At 63.5% G+C, this 15,081-nt stretch carries 15 protein-coding genes; 11 read left to right on the forward strand and 4 right to left on the reverse strand.

Annotated elements, in window-relative coordinates; translation table 11 throughout:
* Window positions 1-3: 3 nt before the first annotated feature.
* From AT984_RS06845 to AT984_RS06855, 3 genes are all read left to right on the forward strand, one after another.
* On the forward strand, window positions 4-426 hold the full coding sequence (locus AT984_RS06845) for a DNA polymerase III subunit chi (RefSeq protein ID WP_058719452.1): 423 nt from the start codon (window positions 4-6) through the stop codon (window positions 424-426).
* A complete protein-coding gene (locus AT984_RS06850) occupies window positions 423-1,169 on the forward strand; it encodes a hypothetical protein (protein WP_058719453.1) in 747 nt (248 codons plus the stop codon). Before AT984_RS06845 ends, AT984_RS06850 begins: the two co-directional genes overlap by 4 nt.
* A 380-nt stretch (window positions 1,170-1,549) precedes the next feature.
* Window positions 1,550-2,692, forward strand: a complete 1,143-nt coding sequence (locus AT984_RS06855; protein WP_058719454.1) for a branched-chain amino acid ABC transporter substrate-binding protein — start codon at window positions 1,550-1,552, stop codon at window positions 2,690-2,692.
* A gap of 139 nt (window positions 2,693-2,831) precedes the next feature.
* Here AT984_RS06855 and AT984_RS06860 read toward each other — a convergent pair whose 3' ends face one another.
* Together AT984_RS06860 and AT984_RS06865 are read right to left on the reverse strand one after the other, a co-directional pair.
* Window positions 2,832-4,154: a 3-deoxy-D-manno-octulosonic acid transferase gene (locus tag AT984_RS06860; RefSeq protein WP_058719455.1), complete on the reverse strand. Its 1,323-nt coding sequence runs from the start codon at window positions 4,152-4,154 to the stop codon at window positions 2,832-2,834.
* Window positions 4,151-5,539, reverse strand: coding sequence for a phosphomannomutase/phosphoglucomutase (locus AT984_RS06865; RefSeq protein WP_058719456.1), 1,389 nt, complete (start codon window positions 5,537-5,539; stop codon window positions 4,151-4,153). Before AT984_RS06865 ends, AT984_RS06860 begins: the two co-directional genes overlap by 4 nt.
* 165 nt (window positions 5,540-5,704) lie before the next feature.
* Here AT984_RS06865 and AT984_RS06870 point away from each other — a divergent pair, with 165 nt between their 5' ends.
* From AT984_RS06870 to AT984_RS06880, 3 genes are all read left to right on the forward strand, one after another.
* Window positions 5,705-6,895 carry a sensor histidine kinase gene (locus tag AT984_RS06870; protein WP_082679837.1) on the forward strand — a complete coding sequence of 397 codons (1,191 nt, stop codon included), beginning with the start codon at window positions 5,705-5,707 and terminating at the stop codon, window positions 6,893-6,895.
* Window positions 6,892-7,674, forward strand: a complete 783-nt coding sequence (locus tag AT984_RS06875; RefSeq protein WP_058719457.1) for a LytR/AlgR family response regulator transcription factor — start codon at window positions 6,892-6,894, stop codon at window positions 7,672-7,674. Before AT984_RS06870 ends, AT984_RS06875 begins: the two co-directional genes overlap by 4 nt.
* Window positions 7,675-7,746: 72 nt before the next feature.
* A complete protein-coding gene (locus AT984_RS06880) occupies window positions 7,747-8,724 on the forward strand; it encodes an AlkA N-terminal domain-containing protein (RefSeq protein ID WP_058719458.1) in 978 nt (325 codons plus the stop codon).
* 95 nt (window positions 8,725-8,819) lie between these two features.
* Here the strand turns inward: AT984_RS06880 and AT984_RS06885 are convergent, their stop codons facing one another.
* On the reverse strand, window positions 8,820-9,527 hold the full coding sequence (locus AT984_RS06885; RefSeq protein ID WP_156421921.1) for a substrate-binding periplasmic protein: 708 nt from the start codon (window positions 9,525-9,527) through the stop codon (window positions 8,820-8,822).
* Between the two features lie 316 nt (window positions 9,528-9,843).
* Between AT984_RS06885 and AT984_RS06890 the strand changes: the two genes are divergently transcribed.
* Window positions 9,844-10,794 (forward strand): IS481 family transposase, encoded by a 951-nt coding sequence (locus AT984_RS06890; RefSeq protein ID WP_058719460.1) that lies wholly within the window; start codon window positions 9,844-9,846, stop codon window positions 10,792-10,794.
* A gap of 46 nt (window positions 10,795-10,840) precedes the next feature.
* Here AT984_RS06890 and AT984_RS06895 read toward each other — a convergent pair whose 3' ends face one another.
* Complete coding sequence (locus AT984_RS06895) at window positions 10,841-11,815, reverse strand: hypothetical protein (protein WP_197418265.1); 975 nt, start codon at window positions 11,813-11,815, stop codon at window positions 10,841-10,843.
* A gap of 134 nt (window positions 11,816-11,949) precedes the next feature.
* On the opposite strand from AT984_RS06895, the gene AT984_RS06900 reads away from it, so the two are divergent.
* Genes AT984_RS06900 through AT984_RS06915 form a run of 4 tightly spaced genes read left to right on the forward strand, consistent with a single transcriptional unit; the run spans window position 11,950 to window position 15,065 of the window.
* Window positions 11,950-12,825, forward strand: a complete 876-nt coding sequence (locus tag AT984_RS06900; RefSeq protein WP_058719462.1) for a DMT family transporter — start codon at window positions 11,950-11,952, stop codon at window positions 12,823-12,825.
* Window positions 12,818-13,522: an ABC transporter permease gene (locus AT984_RS22865; RefSeq protein ID WP_058719463.1), complete on the forward strand. Its 705-nt coding sequence runs from the start codon at window positions 12,818-12,820 to the stop codon at window positions 13,520-13,522. The genes AT984_RS06900 and AT984_RS22865 overlap by 8 nt, the downstream gene beginning before the upstream one ends.
* Window positions 13,519-14,223, forward strand: a complete 705-nt coding sequence (locus tag AT984_RS22870) for an ATP-binding cassette domain-containing protein (protein ID WP_058719464.1) — start codon at window positions 13,519-13,521, stop codon at window positions 14,221-14,223. Before AT984_RS22865 ends, AT984_RS22870 begins: the two co-directional genes overlap by 4 nt.
* Before the next feature lie 20 nt (window positions 14,224-14,243).
* Window positions 14,244-15,065 (forward strand): substrate-binding domain-containing protein, encoded by an 822-nt coding sequence (locus AT984_RS06915; protein ID WP_058719465.1) that lies wholly within the window; start codon window positions 14,244-14,246, stop codon window positions 15,063-15,065.
* Window positions 15,066-15,081: the final 16 nt, after the last annotated feature.

The raw sequence follows: 15,081 nt of genomic DNA on the forward strand, positions 1-15,081 counted from the left end.
CGCATGACCGAAGTGACGTTTTACACGGGCGTGCCCGAACGCCTGCTGTATTTGTGCCGTTTGCTGCGCAAGGCGCAGCGCGGCGGCGCACGGGTGGGGGTGTGCGGGCCGGAGGCGCTGTTGCAGCGCCTGGATGCCAAGCTCTGGGACTTCGAGACGGCAGAGTTTGTGCCGCACGGCCGCGTGGGTGGGGAGGGCGTCGATGCCCGCTTCACGCCTATTTTGCTGGCTGAAACTGCGCAAGACCTGCCGCATCGCGAGATGCTGCTCAACGTCGGACCCGAGATGCCTGCCGGCTTCGAGGAGTTCCAGCGCGTGTTGGAAGTGGTGTCGCAAGACCCGGCGCAGATGCAGGCCGGGCGCCGCCGCTACAAGCAGTACGAGGCCCTGGGCTTTGCGGTGAAGCATCACAAGGTGGCGGCATGACGGGCTCGGTGGCGCCCAAGCGGGTGGTGCCCACCCTGACCGAGGTGGTGGAGCCGGCCGATCTGGCATTTTTGCTGGACTTGGATCTTGACCTGCCGCCGCGGCCCCGAGCAAGGGCAGCGGAGGCCGGTGTTGCCGAGTTGCCGCCATTGGCGGCAGTGCCGGAATTGCCGGAGCTGCCGGAATTGACGCTGGCGGTGGACAGCGTGCCCGATTTGTCCGATCCGCTTGAAGGTGAGTTCCTTCGGCCTTTGGCGCAAGAACTGCCGGCCGCATTGGATCTGACTTTGCCTGAGTTGGATGTCGCGGAGCAAAGCGCTGCGATCTTCAATTTGCCTGAGTCATCTGAGACTGCGCCGTATACCTTGACTGACACGGCGCCTGACACGCCCGACCTCGACCTGGCCTTTGACCTGGCTGGGCCCGAAGTGCCTGCGCCTGCACTTGAGTCTGCATCGGCTCATCCAGCGCTGGCGCCGACTCCGGTCTTGCCGCAAGCCTTGGCGCCCGTCCTGCCCCCGCCTGCGAGCGCGCCGAGCACGTTGGCCGAGCCGCTACGGACAGCATTTGCTGGTCAAGAACAGGCCATCAAGGAAGCCATTGCGCTGGCGGTGGATGAGGCGCTCGACCAAGTCTTGGACGAGGTCTTGGAGCAGGCCGTGATGACCATGCGCGCCCAGTTGCATGCCCATGTCGAAAGCGCGGTGTGGCGCAGCTTAAAGCGCCAGTTGCCGCAAGGCTGACCCGCCGGATTGCGCTGATTGTGTGAGTGGCGCGTGCTGAGTGCCGCCACCTTGCAACACTAGGGTTTATCTCGACTGCTTGCCGTCTCTTGCTCATTCTTCAAGAGCAATTTCAAACTCACTAGGTCGGCGCACTTGCGCCTGCATTGAACTGGTGCGCCGGAGTGCCCAAGGCATCGGCCCTGCCGGCCTTGCTGCGCCGCCTTGGTGCTTGTTGTGGCTACTGCGTAGATGCCTTTGCAACACCCCCTAACGCCTGACGGTGGAGGGCCGTTTTCCAGACTAACCCCCTATCTGCGGGCCCTCGATTTGGGGTATGTTTGAGGGGTTGAACAATCAACGAAAACACAGCTCTCCTTCTTCCAATTCGGAGGTAATTCATGCAAGTTAAATTGAACGTTGTGGTCGGCGCGATTGCGTTGTTGTCTAGCGTCGCGGCAATGTCGCAAGAAGTCGTGGTGAAGATCGGCCACGTGGGTCCGACCAGCGGCGGCATCGCCCACCTGGGCAAGGACAATGAGCTGGGTGCTCGCATGGCCATCGATGAGCTCAACAAAAAGGGCGTCAAGATCGGTGGCAAGACCGCCAAGTTTGAGTTGCTGGCTGAAGATGATGCTGGCGATCCAAAGCAAGGCACGGCCGCTGCTCAAAAGCTGGCTGACGCCAAGGTCAATGGCGTGATCGGTCACCTGAACTCCGGCACCACCATCCCCGCCTCGAAGATCTACTTCGAAGCCGGCATCCCGCAAATCTCGCCTTCGGCGACTAACCCCAAGTACACCCGCAACGGCTACAAGACCGCCTTCCGCGTGGTGGCCGATGACGTCCATCTGGGCGGCACCCTGGGCAAGTACGCTGTCACCTCCGTCAAGGGCAAGGTCATTGCCGTCATCGACGACCGCACGGCCTACGGCCAAGGCGTTGCTGATGAGTTCGAAAAAGGCGTGAAGGCTGCTGGCGGCAAGATTGCTGGCCGCGAATTCACCAACGACAAGGCAACTGACTTCTCCGCCATCCTGACCACACTCAAGGGCAAGAAGCCCGACGTGATCTTCTTCGGCGGCATGGACGCCGTGGCCGGCCCGATGCTGCGCCAGATGAAGCAACTGGGCATCAGCGCCAAGTTCATGGGCGGCGACGGCATCTGCAGCTCCGAGCTGCCTAAGCTGGCCGCTGGCACCATGGCCGACGACCAAGTCATCTGTGCGGAAGCCGGTGGCGTGGAAGGCGAGTCCAAGAAGGACATGGAAGCTTTCAAGACCCGCTTCAAGGATGCCTACAAACTGGAAGTGCAGGTCTATGCACCTTATGTGTATGACGCCGTCAACGTGATGGTCGATGCCATGGTCAAGGCTGGTTCTGCCGAGCCTGCCAAGTACCTGCCGGTGCTGGCCAAGACTACGGGCTTCAAGGGCGTGACCGGCATGATCTCCTTTGACAACAAGGGCGACATCAAGAACGGCGCTCTGACCATGTACACCTACAAGGGCGGCAACCGCTCTGAGTTGGCCGTGGTTCGCTGATCTTCAATCAGCCACAAGCTCAATCAAAAGCCCGCGCAAGCGGGCTTTTTTTATGCGCATTGAGCGCCGCAGATTGGTTTGTCGCTTGAGCAGCGACGAAGGCCGAGCAGTGCTTAGCTGGCAGGCCTGGCTGATGGCCTCAGCCCTTTTGCAAGATGAATTCAGCCATGCGTGCGGCCGCACCGCGGTGTTGGTTCGCAAATCGCAGTGCTTGTGTGGACATGGCCTGGCGACGCGGCATATCCGCACACAAGCTCAGGCCTTGAGCGAGCGCCCCAGCTATATCGCTGACACGCTGCGCCGCACCGGCTTGCTCGGCCAAGCTGGAGGCCTCGGCGAAGTTGAAGGTGTGCGGCCCCATCAGCACCGGGCAGGCGCAGGCCGCCGCTTCGATCAGATTTTGTCCGCCCAAGGGGGCGAAGCTGCCTCCGAGCAAGGCCACATCGGCCAGGCCGTAATACAGCGCCATCTCGCGCATCGAGTCACCCAGCCAGACCTGGGCTTGCAAGGCGGCCTCATCGGGTGAATCGGGTGAATCGGCCGCGCCCTGCCAGCTGCTGCGGCGTGCCAGGCGCAGGCCAGTTGCCGTCACCAATGCCGCGATCTCATCGAAGCGTTGCGGGTGGCGCGGCACGATCAGCAGCAGTGGCGCTTCACCCGCCTGTTTGCCCAGTGCCAGGTCTTGCCAGGCCTGCAGCAGCTGGGCCTCTTCGCCTTCGCGGCTGACGGCCAACATCAAGACGGGGCGCCCCAGTTGGGCGCGCCAGGCGCGGCCGCGCGCCAGCAAGGCCTCGTCCACCGCCATGTCGAACTTCAGATTGCCCATCACCTGCACATCGCTCACGCCTGCCGCGCGCAGGCGAGTGGCGTCCGCCTCGGTTTGCGCCAAGGCCGCACGCAAGCGCTGGGCCGCCGGGCGCAGCAGGGCTGCGAAGCGTTGGCCACGGCGCAGGCTGCGCTCGGACAAGCGGGCATTGGCCAGAAACAGCGGCAACCCGGCCTTGGCGCATTCAAACTGCAGCGTGGGCCAGACCTCGGTTTCCATCAGCACGCCCAGGCGCGGCTGCCAGTGGCGCAGAAAGCGCCGCACCGCGTCGGGGGTGTCGTAGGGCAGCCAGGCTTGGGCATCACCGGGCTGCAGCAGGGCCGCCCCGGCTTCACGCCCGGTGGCGGTGCTGTGGGTCAGCAGCAGGCGCATATCCGGCTGCTGCGCGCGCATGGCCGTGACCAAGGCCGCAGCGGCACGCGTCTCGCCCAATGACACAGCATGAACCCAAACCCAGCCTTGCTCAGCTGCGGACCCACGATAGGCGCCGAAGCGCTCCGCGATGTGCTGGCGGTAAAGCGGCTCGGCCTTGCCGCGCCGCCACAGGCGCAGCAGATAGGCCGGCGCCAGCAGGCTCAGCAGGGCGGCATAGGCCCAGCGGCTGCTGCGCTCTGCGAAGCGCTCGGCCTGTTTCAATGGCCGGCCGCGAAGACGGCGTCGGGCTTGACCAGCTTGAGCTGCCCCAGCACTTCGTGCTGAATGCGCTCCAGCGCCTCGGGCGTGTGACCTTCAAAGCGCAGCACCAGCACCGGCGTGGTGTTGGAAGCGCGGATCAGGCCGAAACCATCGCTGTACTCCACCCGCAGGCCGTCAATCGTCACCACTTCCTTGGCGTTAGGGAACTTGGCCGTGGCTTGCAGCTGCGTCACCACCGCGTGTTGCTCGCCTTCGGCGCAGGGCACATTGATTTCGGGCGTGTTGAAGCTATTGGGCAGGGCGTTCAGCACGGCGCTGGGATCGGCGGCGCGGGACAGGATTTCCAGCAAGCGGCCGGCGCAGTACATCGCGTCGTCGAAACCGTACCAGCGCTCTTTGAAGAAGATATGGCCCGACAACTCGCCGGCCAGCGGCGCGCCGGTTTCACGCAGCTTGGCCTTGGCGAAGCTGTGGCCGGTCTTCCACATCAGCGGCTTGCCGCCGTGTTCAACAATCCAGGGGGCCAGGCGTTGGGTGCACTTGACGTCGAAGATGATTTCCGAGCCCGGCTTGCGCTTGAGGATGTCGGCCGCGAACAGCATGATCTGGCGGTCCGGCATGATCATATTGCCGTCCTTGGTGACCACGCCCAGGCGGTCGCCGTCGCCGTCAAAGGCCAGACCCAGCTCGGCATCGCAGGCGTGCACGATGCGCTTGAGGTCTTCCAGGTTTTCCGGGCGCGAAGGATCGGGGTGATGGTTGGGGAAGTCGCCATCCACCTTGGAGTAGATGTCGATTACCTCGCAGCCCAGGGCGCGCAGGATGGCCGGTGCGGTGGCGCCGGGGATGCCGTTGCCGCTGTCCACCACCACCTTCATGCGGCGCTTGAGCTTGCAGTCCTTGACGATGCGCAGGATGTACTCCGGCACCACGTCCATGGCGGCGGCGCGGCCCTTGCCGGTCAAATAGTCTTCGGCTTCGATGCGGCGGCGCAGGTCTTGGATCTGCTCACCAAACACGGCGGCGCCCTTGAGCACCATCTTGAAGCCGTTGTAGTCCTTGGGGTTGTGGCTGCCGGTCACCATGATGCCGCTGCAGCAGCCATGCTTGGCGCGGGTGGCGGCCACGTAGTACAGCATGGGGGTGGTGACGGCGCCCAGGTCCACCACATCCAGGCCGGTGCTTTGCAGGCCGCGGATCAAGGCAGCCGAAAGGCTGGGGCCGGACAAGCGCCCATCGCGGCCCACGGCCACGGCCTTCTCGCCGAGCTTGCGGGCTTCGGTGCCGAAGGCGCGGCCCAGGTGCTCGGCCAACTCTTCCGTCAGGGCGGTGCCCACAACGCCACGGATGTCATAGGCCTTGAAGGCGGCGGCTTGAACTTGCATGAATGGCTGCTCCAGGAGTAGTGCGTTTATCTAAATGTGGGCGGATTGTATGCAGGCGCCGTGGCACTGCGGTTCAAGCCGGTTTCATGCGCAGCCGTCGGCGCGGCTGTCGATTCGTCGCGCACCGGCGAGGGTGGGTGCGCAGCCCTGCATACACTGCGGGCCATGACATTCAAAACCACCATGTCCTACACGTTCAGCCGCTTTTTTGTGCTGCGCAAGCATCGCAGCGAGCCGACCTGGGCACGCCTGCTGGTTGACCTGGGCATTGCCTTGGCCTTCGCCTTGTTCTTCACCTTCATTGGCGGGCTGATGAATCGCAAACATCTGGGCGATTGGTCGGCGCTGTGGGCCGTCTTCGGCATCAATTTGATCATCAGCGGCAGCATCACCTTGACCTTTCATGCCATGTGGCGCAGCTTGGAGCTGGGGCTCAGCGACGCCATGTTGGCCCGCCTGGACCGCGGCAAGAGCGGGTGGTGGTCGCCCTTGTTCTTCGGCGGTTTCAGCATCTTGGGCTGTAGCCTGGGCATGGCTATTGGCTTGATCTTGGTGGGCCTCTTGCTGAAGCGGGATATGTTCGGCGGCTTCTTCGGTAATGCCGATACGGTGGGCACTTTCTTGCTCATCAGCCTGGCCATCACGGCCGTCAACTGGGTGTTCTGGAAAATCCGCAACCGCAATCAAGCTCTGCGTCTGCAGGCTACCGATGCGCAGCTGCGCCTTTTGCAAGCGCAGATCGAACCGCACTTTCTGTTCAACACCCTGGCCAATGTGCATGGTTTGATGGATGTGGATGCACCGCGCGCCAAGCTGATGCTGGAGGCCTTCACCGACTATTTGCGCGCCAGTCTGGGCCAGATTCGCCATGACGAAGCCAGCCTGGGCGAGGAGCTCGATATGGTGGCGAGCTACCTCACGCTGCTGCAGATTCGCATGGGCGAGCGCCTGCGCTTTCGCATCGAGGTGCCGGCGGATTTGCGCGCCGCCAGGCTGCCGCCCTTGCTCTTGCAACCCCTGGTGGAAAACGCCGTGCATCACGGGCTGGAGCCCAAGGTGGACGGCGGCGAAATCATCATTCGCGCCAGCCAGCAGCAGGGCCAGCTCTTGATCAGTGTCAGCGATGATGGCTTGGGGCTGGAGGCGCCGCGCCGGGCTGCGGGTAGCCGATCGGGCAATGGCATCGCACTGAGCAATATCCGCTCGCGCCTGCAAACACGCTTTGGCGAGCGCGCTGCGCTCACACTTCAAGCGCAGCAGCCCGTTGGCACGCTGGCTCAGATCAGCCTGCCACTCACCCTGACCAGCAGCACGAACCCTTCAATCACAGCCACCAGCAAGCGTCTCGCCACATGACTACCGCACTGATCGCCGACGACGAACCCCATCTGGCCCAGCACCTCAAGCTTCAGCTGGCCCAGCTCTGGCCCGAATTGAACATCCTCAGCGTGGCCCGTAATGGCCTGGAGGCAGCCGCGCAGATTGAGGAGCTGCAGCCCGATCTGGCCTTTTTGGACATTCAAATGCCCGGCCTCAACGGCCTGGAGGTGGCCCAGGGCATCGAGGGCGAGACCAAGGTGATCTTCGTTACCGCTTTTGATGAGTACGCCGTGCAGGCCTTTGAGGCGGCGGCGCTGGACTACTTGCTCAAGCCTCTCAAGACCGAACGCCTGGCGCGGACACTGGAGCGGGTACGGGCCGCCTTGCAGGCGCCACCGCAGCCCGATGGCCAAGCGCTGGCTGGCGTTTTGCAGCAATTGCTGCAAGGGCAGGTGGGCGCTGCCGCCGGGGCGCAAGCGTCTTCTGCACAGCGCCTGCGTTATGTGCGGGCCGCGCAGGGTGACTTGATGCATCAGATCGCGGTGGACGAGGTACTGTTCTTTCAGGCAGACGACAAATACACGGTGGTGCAGACGGCGCTTGCCGAGCATCTGATCCGCACGCCCATCATCGACTTGCTTGCCCAGCTGGACCCGGCCAAGTTCTGGCAGGTGCACCGCTCCACCATCATCAATCTGGACCATCTGGCCGGCACCCGGCGCGATGAGCTGAGCCGCCTGTTCGTTCGCATCAAGGGCCATGGCCGTGAACTGCCGGTCAGCCGTGCCTATGTGCATTTGTTCAAAGCCATGTGATTGGGGCATTCGCGCCTCAGCACCTTGGGCAGTAATGGGCGCTTGTTCTCCGCCCGCCTATCATCGGCGCCCATGACTGCCCTGAATCCCTTCGACGCGGCAATTCTTCTGCCCTATCAAGCGCCTTATCACGTCGAGGCCTTGCTGCAGTTTCTGGCTGATCGCGCCATTGCCAGCATTGAGCAGGTCGATCAGGCGCAGTTGCGCATTACGCGCAGCGTGCAAGGGCTGAGCGCGCAGGGGCAGGCCTTTGAAGGCTGGCTGAGCCTGCAGTTTCAGCCCGAGCGTTCCGTCGTGGCGCTGAGCTTTTCTGCGGCTCTGCGGGCCCAGCCGACGATCATCGATAGCCTGCTGCCCATGCTGCGCCGCTGGCTGGACCTGGACGCCAATCCGCAAGCCCTCATAGATGGGCTGGGGCCCTTGGCAGCTAGCCATCCTGGCCTGCGCCTGCCGGGTTGCCTGGACCGCTTTGAGCTGGCCGTGCGCGCCGTGCTGGGGCAGCAAATCACGGTGGCAGCAGCGCGCACCCTGGCGCAGCGTTTTGTGCAGGCCTTCGGGCGGCCGCTGAACGAGCCAGGGCCGCCAGGTTTGACGGCGCCTTTGCGTCTGTTCCCCCGGGTCAGCGATGTGGCTGAGCTGGAGGCTGGTCAGATCGCTGAGCTGGGCATCATCCGGCGCCGCGCCGATTGCCTGCTGAGCCTGGCGCGCAGCTGGGATCAGCTGGCCTATGCCCAGCAAGCCTGGCAGCCAGCGCAGGATGCTGATGCCCAGCCAGAAGAACAAGCCGCTCAGCTCAAGCACGCGCTGCTGGAACTGCAAGGCATCAGCGGCATCGGGCCCTGGACGGCGCATTACATGCTGATGCGTGGCTGGTCATGGGCGGATGCCTTTCCGCCCAAGGACGTGGTGCTGCTGCGCCAACTGAGCCAGGGCTTGCCTGAACCACTGAGCCCGGGCGCCTATGCCCAGCGGGCGGAAGCCTTTCGCCCCTATCGCAGCTACGCGGTGCTGCATCTGTGGCGGGCGGCAACGCTGCAAGCAAAGCGCTAGGCGCATATTCCTGCTTCCGCGCTGGGTGCGCTTGGCGCGCTGGCCACTTGCCGCGAAGCTTAGCGAATCAGCCTGGAGGTGAGGCTTCGCCGCGCTCAGTTCTTGGGCGGGAACATCCAACGCTCAAAAATGCGCTTGGCCGTGCCATCGTCCACCATGGCTTTAAAGACGGCATTGACTTGCGCCTCGGCTGCCAGTTGCTTGGACTGTTTGGAAAAAGCCACCGTCAAGTAGCTGGTGTTGAGCACCAGCACATCACCGAACTCGCCCGCTAAGCCGAACTGCTGTATCAAATGGTTCAAGCTGGCCAGCCCGCCGGCCACCGCCTTGGCTTTTCGGTCAGCCACGGCCATGCGGATGGCTTGGGTGTAGTCCCGCACCAACTCCTTAGGCATGCTTGAGTCGCTGTCGAAGCGCGGATCCACCTTCAAGCCGCGCGGCGCTGCTGTGACGATGTTTTTCAGATCTTCGTATCGCTTGATCGAGATGCCTTGGCGCGCCATCACGCCGAATTCAAGCGCCACCAAGGCCGTGCCGCGCTTGGCATAGCTGCTGCGCGTGTCGCTCCAGGCCATGATGGTGAAGTCGATATCGCCCTGCTGCAGGTCGCGCTCGACCCGGGCGTAAGGCGTCAAGGATTGGCGGGTGGTGTGGCCGCTGCGGCGTTCAAACTCATGAAGCAAGTCCACGATGATGCCGATCAATGGCTCTTTGGTTCTGAGTGCCGCGTCTGGGTTGGGCTTGGCCCAGGGGTCGAGCTGGATCAGGTCAACTTTGAACTCCGCCGCTCCGGCCCAAGGCATGGCGCTCGCAAGCAGCAGAATAAAAGCAGCCTGCAGCCGCCCGACTTTGCGGCGGATCTGGAAGCGCGAGGAAAAGGTAGCCACCGCCCCAATCTAACAGAGTCAGCTCGGCCGCCTGGCGGGCTTGGGAACGCCTGCCTCGCCTGATCTTGGCATAGCGGCAGCTTGTCACTGCACAGGCGGTGTTTCGCGGGCTCCAGCCGGCCGAGGGCATCTAGTTGTGAAGTTCCAATAGGTTGTATCGGGTGTTCACCCGGACTGGTTCTGAGAGACTGGAAATCGCCAAACCCCCAGTCAGCTCAGGAGGACAACCCAGATGAACATTCATAAGAATGCCCGATTGACCTACGTGCGTCGAATCGAAATGGTTCAGGACATCACATTGAGAGGCCAAACTGTGGCGCAAGCCGCAAAGGCTCATGGTGTCAGCGAGATGACGACCCGCAAGTGGCTTGGGCGCTACCTTGCTCAAGGCGAAGTCGCCCTGGTCGACAAGTCCTCAAGGCCGCAGAAGTCGCCCAGAGCGATTGAGCCGGGCAAGGCGCTTGCCATCGTTGAGTTGCGCCGCAAGTTCATGCTGCAAGCAAGCATTGCCTCCAGCCTGACCGTTTCCAAGGCCACCGTCAGCCGCGTCCTCAGACGAGCCGGCCTGTCCAAGCTCAGCGATCTACGTCCGCCTGAGCCTGTCGTGCGCTATGAACATGAAGCGCCTGGCGACCTGCTGCACATCGATACCAAGAAGCTCGGGCGTATTGAGCGACCCAGTCATCGCGTAACCGGCAACCGCGCAGACACGTTCGGCGGCGCAGGCTGGGAAGTCTTGTTTGTGGCCGTGGATGACCACGCCCGCATCGGGTTCACGCAGATTCACCCCGATGAGCGCAAGAGCAGCGCAGTGGCCTTCCTGCAGGCTTCAGTGAGCTACTACGCGGGGCTGGGTGTCACGGTGCGAGCGCTTCTCACGGACAACGGCTCGCCGTTCAGGTCGAAGGACTTCAAGCAGGCCTGCGCTGAGTTGAACATCAAACATCGCTTCACGCGGGCCTACCGTCCACAAACAAACGGCAAGGCCGAGCGGTTCATTCAATCGGCACTGCGAGAGTGGGCGTACAGCCAGACCTACCAGCACTCCCGCGACAGAACCAGCGCGCTGGCGCGATGGATTCATCACTACAACTGGCATCGACCGCATCACGGCATTGGATGCCGCCCGCCCATGTCCCGTCTTCCTGATTCAGGCAACAACGTCTTGACTCTTCACATCTAGTCGATGGCCAGCCCGATCGCTTGCTTGGCGCTCCACATGGCCGGTATCAGCGAATGGCCGCTTGCTTGGGCGGCGCCCAGCCGGCAGTGGCTGCCGAGCCCAGGCCTGCACGGACCGCAGCAATCATCAGCCAAAGCAGCAGCAGGGGCACGACCAGGGTTTGAAGCAGAAACACGACGATCAGTTGAATCAGATGATTGATCGCTTGCTCAGCGGACTGCTTGATCTGCTCAGCAAAAGCGCCAATGTCGGGCAGCTTGATCGCCTGGTTGAATCTGTCTGCCAGGGATGGCGGTGCTGCAGCGCTCGCCTGCTGTCTGGCGTCCGTGACCAACCCATGCATGTCCCCAGCGGAAAGCGCCAGTCCTTGTTGGCTGGCTTGGTAGTCATCCTTCAAAAAGGCATGGAAGAAGGCATCGCTGCCCAGCGCGGCGACAGGCACGGCGAAGCGGATCAGGAGCAAAGCGGTCAAGACCACACGGGCAAATCTGGGCATCTGCCCGCGCCATGCGACGGCCAGCGCCGCCGCCAGAAGTGCCATAGCGATACAGGCTTTGACTGTGGGCTGTGCGCCAATGGCAAGCAGGGCTTTTTGAAGCCCGAAAGACACCGTGGCGCCGAGCATGAGGCTCGAGAACTGTTCGATCAGATCATTGATCGGGTCCAAGACTTGCCCTGGCGCTGTTGTGACGCCAACACCCATGGGCTGGAATGACAGGGTGGTTTCTTGCAAGGTCGACACCACACCATTGAGCGTTCGCGCTGTTGCGAAGCTGATCAAGGCGCGTTTCAGGCCCGCATCGACTCGTTCCTTGGCGACGATATCGAGCTGAGGTAGCCATGCCAGCAGCGCAGTGAGCAACAAGCAAAAGACGAGCAGAGGGCGGCGGGCTTGGATACTCATGCCCAAAGAATAACCTGACTTTTCAGCGGCACCAGGCGCGCTTGCGACGGCACGGGCTGAGGCTTGTTGCTTAGCATCAGTCGGTATTCCTCTGCGTTCATCGGCGCTGTTAGGCATGGCTCGTCTTCATCGCAAGGACTTCGTCCAGGCCTCATCCGGGCCGGGGCGTCCGGTCGTCGCGACGAAGCGTTGTAAACCGCTTTGAGCCTCGCTCGGCAGTATGCTTCGCCTCCGTCCTCCGAGCCCCGCCGATGAAATCCCTTGATCTGTTTGAGTTGTTTGCGCTTGCCGCCATCTGGGGCGCCACGTTCTTGTTCATGCGTCTGGGCGCCCATGAGTTCGGCCCGCTGGTGATGGCTGCGCTGCGGGTGACGGTGGCGAGCCTGGCTTTGCTGCCACTGCTGGCGGCGCGCCAGGGCTTGGGAGAGTTGCGGCGCGAGTGGAAGCCGCTGCTGGTGATTGGCCTGCTCAATAGTGCCATTCCCTTTGCGCTGTTCAGCTTCGCGGCGCTGTCTATCACGGCAGGCCTGTCCAGCATCCTCAATGCCACCACGCCGCTGTGGGGCGCGCTGATCGCCTGGGCCTGGCTGCGTCAGGGCCTGAGTGGCTGGCGCGTGCTCGGCTTGGCCCTGGGCTTTGCGGGTGTGCTGTTTCTGGCTTGGGACAAGGCCTCCTTCAAACCCGGCGGCAGCGGCTGGGCCTTGGCGGCTTGTCTGCTGGCTACGTTTTGCTACGGCCTGGCTGCCAACTTCAGCAAGCGCTACACGGTGCACATCCAGCCAATGGCGGTGGCCACCGGCAGCCAAGTGTTCGCGGCACTGTTGTTGGCCGTGCCGGCGCTGTTTTACTGGCCCGAGGCTATGCCTAGTGCCAAGGCCTGGATGGGCGTGTTGATGCTTGGCCTGCTGTGCTCGGCGCTGGCCTACTTGCTGTATTTCCGTTTGATGAGCCGCATCGGCCCCACCAACACGATTGCGGTGACCTTTTTGATTCCGGTGTTTGCGGTGCTGTGGGGATTCTTGTTCCTAGGCGAGTTGTTCACCCTGCACATGGCTGCGGGCTGCGCCATCGTCTTGCTGGGCACGGCCTTGGCCTTGGGTCTGCTCAAGCCGCGCAGCCATGCTTGACACCCTGGCTCAGGCTCTGAGATTGTTGGCCGAGGCCGACGGCCCGCTTCTGCGCGTGTTGGCGCTGAGCTTGCTGGTCAGCGGCAGCGCCTGTGCCTTGGCCACGCTGCTGGGCTTGCCGCTGGCGGCTTGGTTGGTGGCGCTGCCGCAAGCCTCACGCTGGCGCCAGGCCTGGGTCTTGTTGCTCAACACCGGGCTGGCGCTGCCCTCGGTGCTGGTGGGCTTGCTGGTGTATTTGCTGCTGTCGCGCTCCGGGCCCTTGGGGCATTGGGGCTTGTTGTTCACGCCCTGGGCCATGGTGCTGGCACAGACCGTGCTGATCCTGCCGGTGGTGGCCGCTTTGGCCCGCGCGCGCTTGGCCGAAGCCATGGAAGAGGGCGGCGAGCAGCTCCGCTCCCTGGGCGCCAGCGGCCCGCAGGCGGCCCTGCTGCTGGTCTGGCATCAGCGCAGCGCGCTGTTGGTGGTGTTGCTGAGCGCTTTTGGCCGCGCCATCTCCGAAGTGGGCGCGGTGATGGTGGTGGGCGGCAATATCGAGGGCTTCACCCGGGTCATGACCACCTCGATCGCGCTGGAAACCAGTAAAGGCGATTTGCCGCGGGCCATCGCCTTAGGTGTGACCTTGCTCGTGGTGGTGGGCCTGCTCAACGGGCTCAGCGCGCTTTTGCTCAAGGCCCAAGCGCGGGGAGCTGCTGCATGAGTGCTCTCTTGCTTGAACTCAATCATCCTGGCCTGAGCCTGGGCGGGCGGCAGGTGCTGGCACCTTGCCAGCTGAGCGTGCATGCCGGTGAACGGTTGGCCTTGATCGGCGCCAATGGTGCCGGCAAGACCAGTTTGCTGCGCCTGCTTCACGGCTTGCTACCCGCTGAGGGTCGGGTCTTGCATCCGCTGCCGGGCCTGGGCCGGCTGCCGCGCCAGGCCATGGTGTTCCAGCAACCTTTTTTCCTGCGCCTGTCGGTGCAGCGCAATTTGCGCTTGGCTTTGTGGCTGGCCGGTGTGCCCGCTGAGGAACGGGCCGAGCGGGCGCAGGCTGCCCTGCAACGCGTAGGCTTGCAGACCCTGGCCGGGCGCGATGCCTGCACCTTGTCCGGCGGGCAACGCCAGCGCCTGGCCTTGGCGCGCGCCTGGGCGCTGCAAGCGGAGCTGCTCTTTCTGGACGAGCCCACGGCGCATCTGGACCCGGGCGCGCGGCGCGAGGTGGAGCGGGTGATCGAAGGCTTTGCGGCCGAGGACTTGAGCATGGTGATGAGCACCCACAATCTTGGCCAAGCCAAACGCTTGGCCACCCGGGTGCTGTATCTGCACGAGGGTCAGGTCTTGGCCGATGCGCCGGTGGCGCAGTTTTTCGGCGCGCCGCTGCCGGCCGCAGCCGATCAGTTTTTACGAGGGGAGATGTTTTGAAACGCAAACTCTTTTTGACGATGGTACTCGGCGGCTTGCTGCTGGCCGCTGGTGGCTTGGCTCGGGCGGCTCAGCCTGCGGCGCCGACGAGTGCCAGCATCGTGCTGGCCTCCACCACCTCCACCGAGCAATCGGGTTTGTTCGCCCATTTGCTGCCGCGCTTCACTGCCGACACCGGCATCCAGGTCAAGGTGGTGGCCCTGGGCACGGGCCAGGCCCTGGACCTGGCGCGGCGCGGTGACGCCGATGTGGTGCTGGTCCACGATGTGGCGGCCGAGGAGAAATTTGTGGCCGAGGGCTTTGGCCTCAAGCGCATGCCGGTGATGGCCAATGACTTTGTGCTGATCGGCCCGGCCAGTGACCCTGCTGGCCTGCGTGGCCGCGATGTGCTGCAGGCCTTGGCCAAACTGCCCGGTGCCAGCGCGCAGAGCTTTGTCTCGCGCGGCGATAAAAGCGGCACCCATGCGGCCGAACTGCGCCTGTGGCAGGTCATCAATGTGGAGCCGGTGCAAAGCCTGGCGCAACGCTATCGGCAATGCGGCTGCGGCATGGGCCCGGCGCTGAACATGGCCGCGGCCCTGAACGCCCATGTGCTGGCCGACCGTGGCACCTGGGCCGCCTTCACCAAGAACCGTGGCGATTTGGCCGTGTTGGTGGAGGGCGATGCGCGGCTCTACAACCCCTACGGCGTGATCGTGGTGAACCCCGCCAAGCACCCGCACATCAAGCTCAAGGAGGCGCAAGCCTTGGCCGATTGGCTGGTGTCAGCCAAGGGGCAAGCGCAGATCGCCAGCTACAAAATCGCGGGCGAGCAGCTGTTTTTTCCAAACGCCACGCGCTGACCGAGAGGCCGCGGCT

The organism is Paucibacter sp. KCTC 42545, from assembly GCF_001477625.1.
GTDB lineage: Bacteria > Pseudomonadota > Gammaproteobacteria > Burkholderiales > Burkholderiaceae_C > Paucibacter_A.

Excerpts from the sequence above, each read along its gene's own strand:
- AT984_RS06845 (WP_058719452.1), top strand. The coding sequence starts at position 4 with ATGACCGAAGTGACGTTTTACACGGGCGTGCCCGAACGCCTGCTGTAT.
- AT984_RS06855 (WP_058719454.1), top strand. The coding sequence starts at position 1,550 with ATGCAAGTTAAATTGAACGTTGTGGTCGGCGCGATTGCGTTGTTGTCT.
- AT984_RS22865 (WP_058719463.1), top strand. The coding sequence starts at position 12,818 with ATGCTTGACACCCTGGCTCAGGCTCTGAGATTGTTGGCCGAGGCCGAC.
- AT984_RS06880 (WP_058719458.1), top strand. The coding sequence starts at position 7,747 with ATGACTGCCCTGAATCCCTTCGACGCGGCAATTCTTCTGCCCTATCAA.
- AT984_RS06890 (WP_058719460.1), top strand. The coding sequence starts at position 9,844 with ATGAACATTCATAAGAATGCCCGATTGACCTACGTGCGTCGAATCGAA.
- AT984_RS06915 (WP_058719465.1), top strand. The coding sequence starts at position 14,244 with ATGGTACTCGGCGGCTTGCTGCTGGCCGCTGGTGGCTTGGCTCGGGCG.
- AT984_RS06895 (WP_197418265.1), bottom strand. The coding sequence starts at position 11,815 with ATGCCTAACAGCGCCGATGAACGCAGAGGAATACCGACTGATGCTAAG.
- AT984_RS22870 (WP_058719464.1), top strand. The coding sequence starts at position 13,519 with ATGAGTGCTCTCTTGCTTGAACTCAATCATCCTGGCCTGAGCCTGGGC.
- AT984_RS06885 (WP_156421921.1), bottom strand. The coding sequence starts at position 9,527 with ATGCCTTGGGCCGGAGCGGCGGAGTTCAAAGTTGACCTGATCCAGCTC.
- AT984_RS06850 (WP_058719453.1), top strand. The coding sequence starts at position 423 with ATGACGGGCTCGGTGGCGCCCAAGCGGGTGGTGCCCACCCTGACCGAG.
- AT984_RS06900 (WP_058719462.1), top strand. The coding sequence starts at position 11,950 with ATGAAATCCCTTGATCTGTTTGAGTTGTTTGCGCTTGCCGCCATCTGG.
- AT984_RS06870 (WP_082679837.1), top strand. The coding sequence starts at position 5,705 with ATGACATTCAAAACCACCATGTCCTACACGTTCAGCCGCTTTTTTGTG.
- AT984_RS06865 (WP_058719456.1), bottom strand. The coding sequence starts at position 5,539 with ATGCAAGTTCAAGCCGCCGCCTTCAAGGCCTATGACATCCGTGGCGTT.
- AT984_RS06875 (WP_058719457.1), top strand. The coding sequence starts at position 6,892 with ATGACTACCGCACTGATCGCCGACGACGAACCCCATCTGGCCCAGCAC.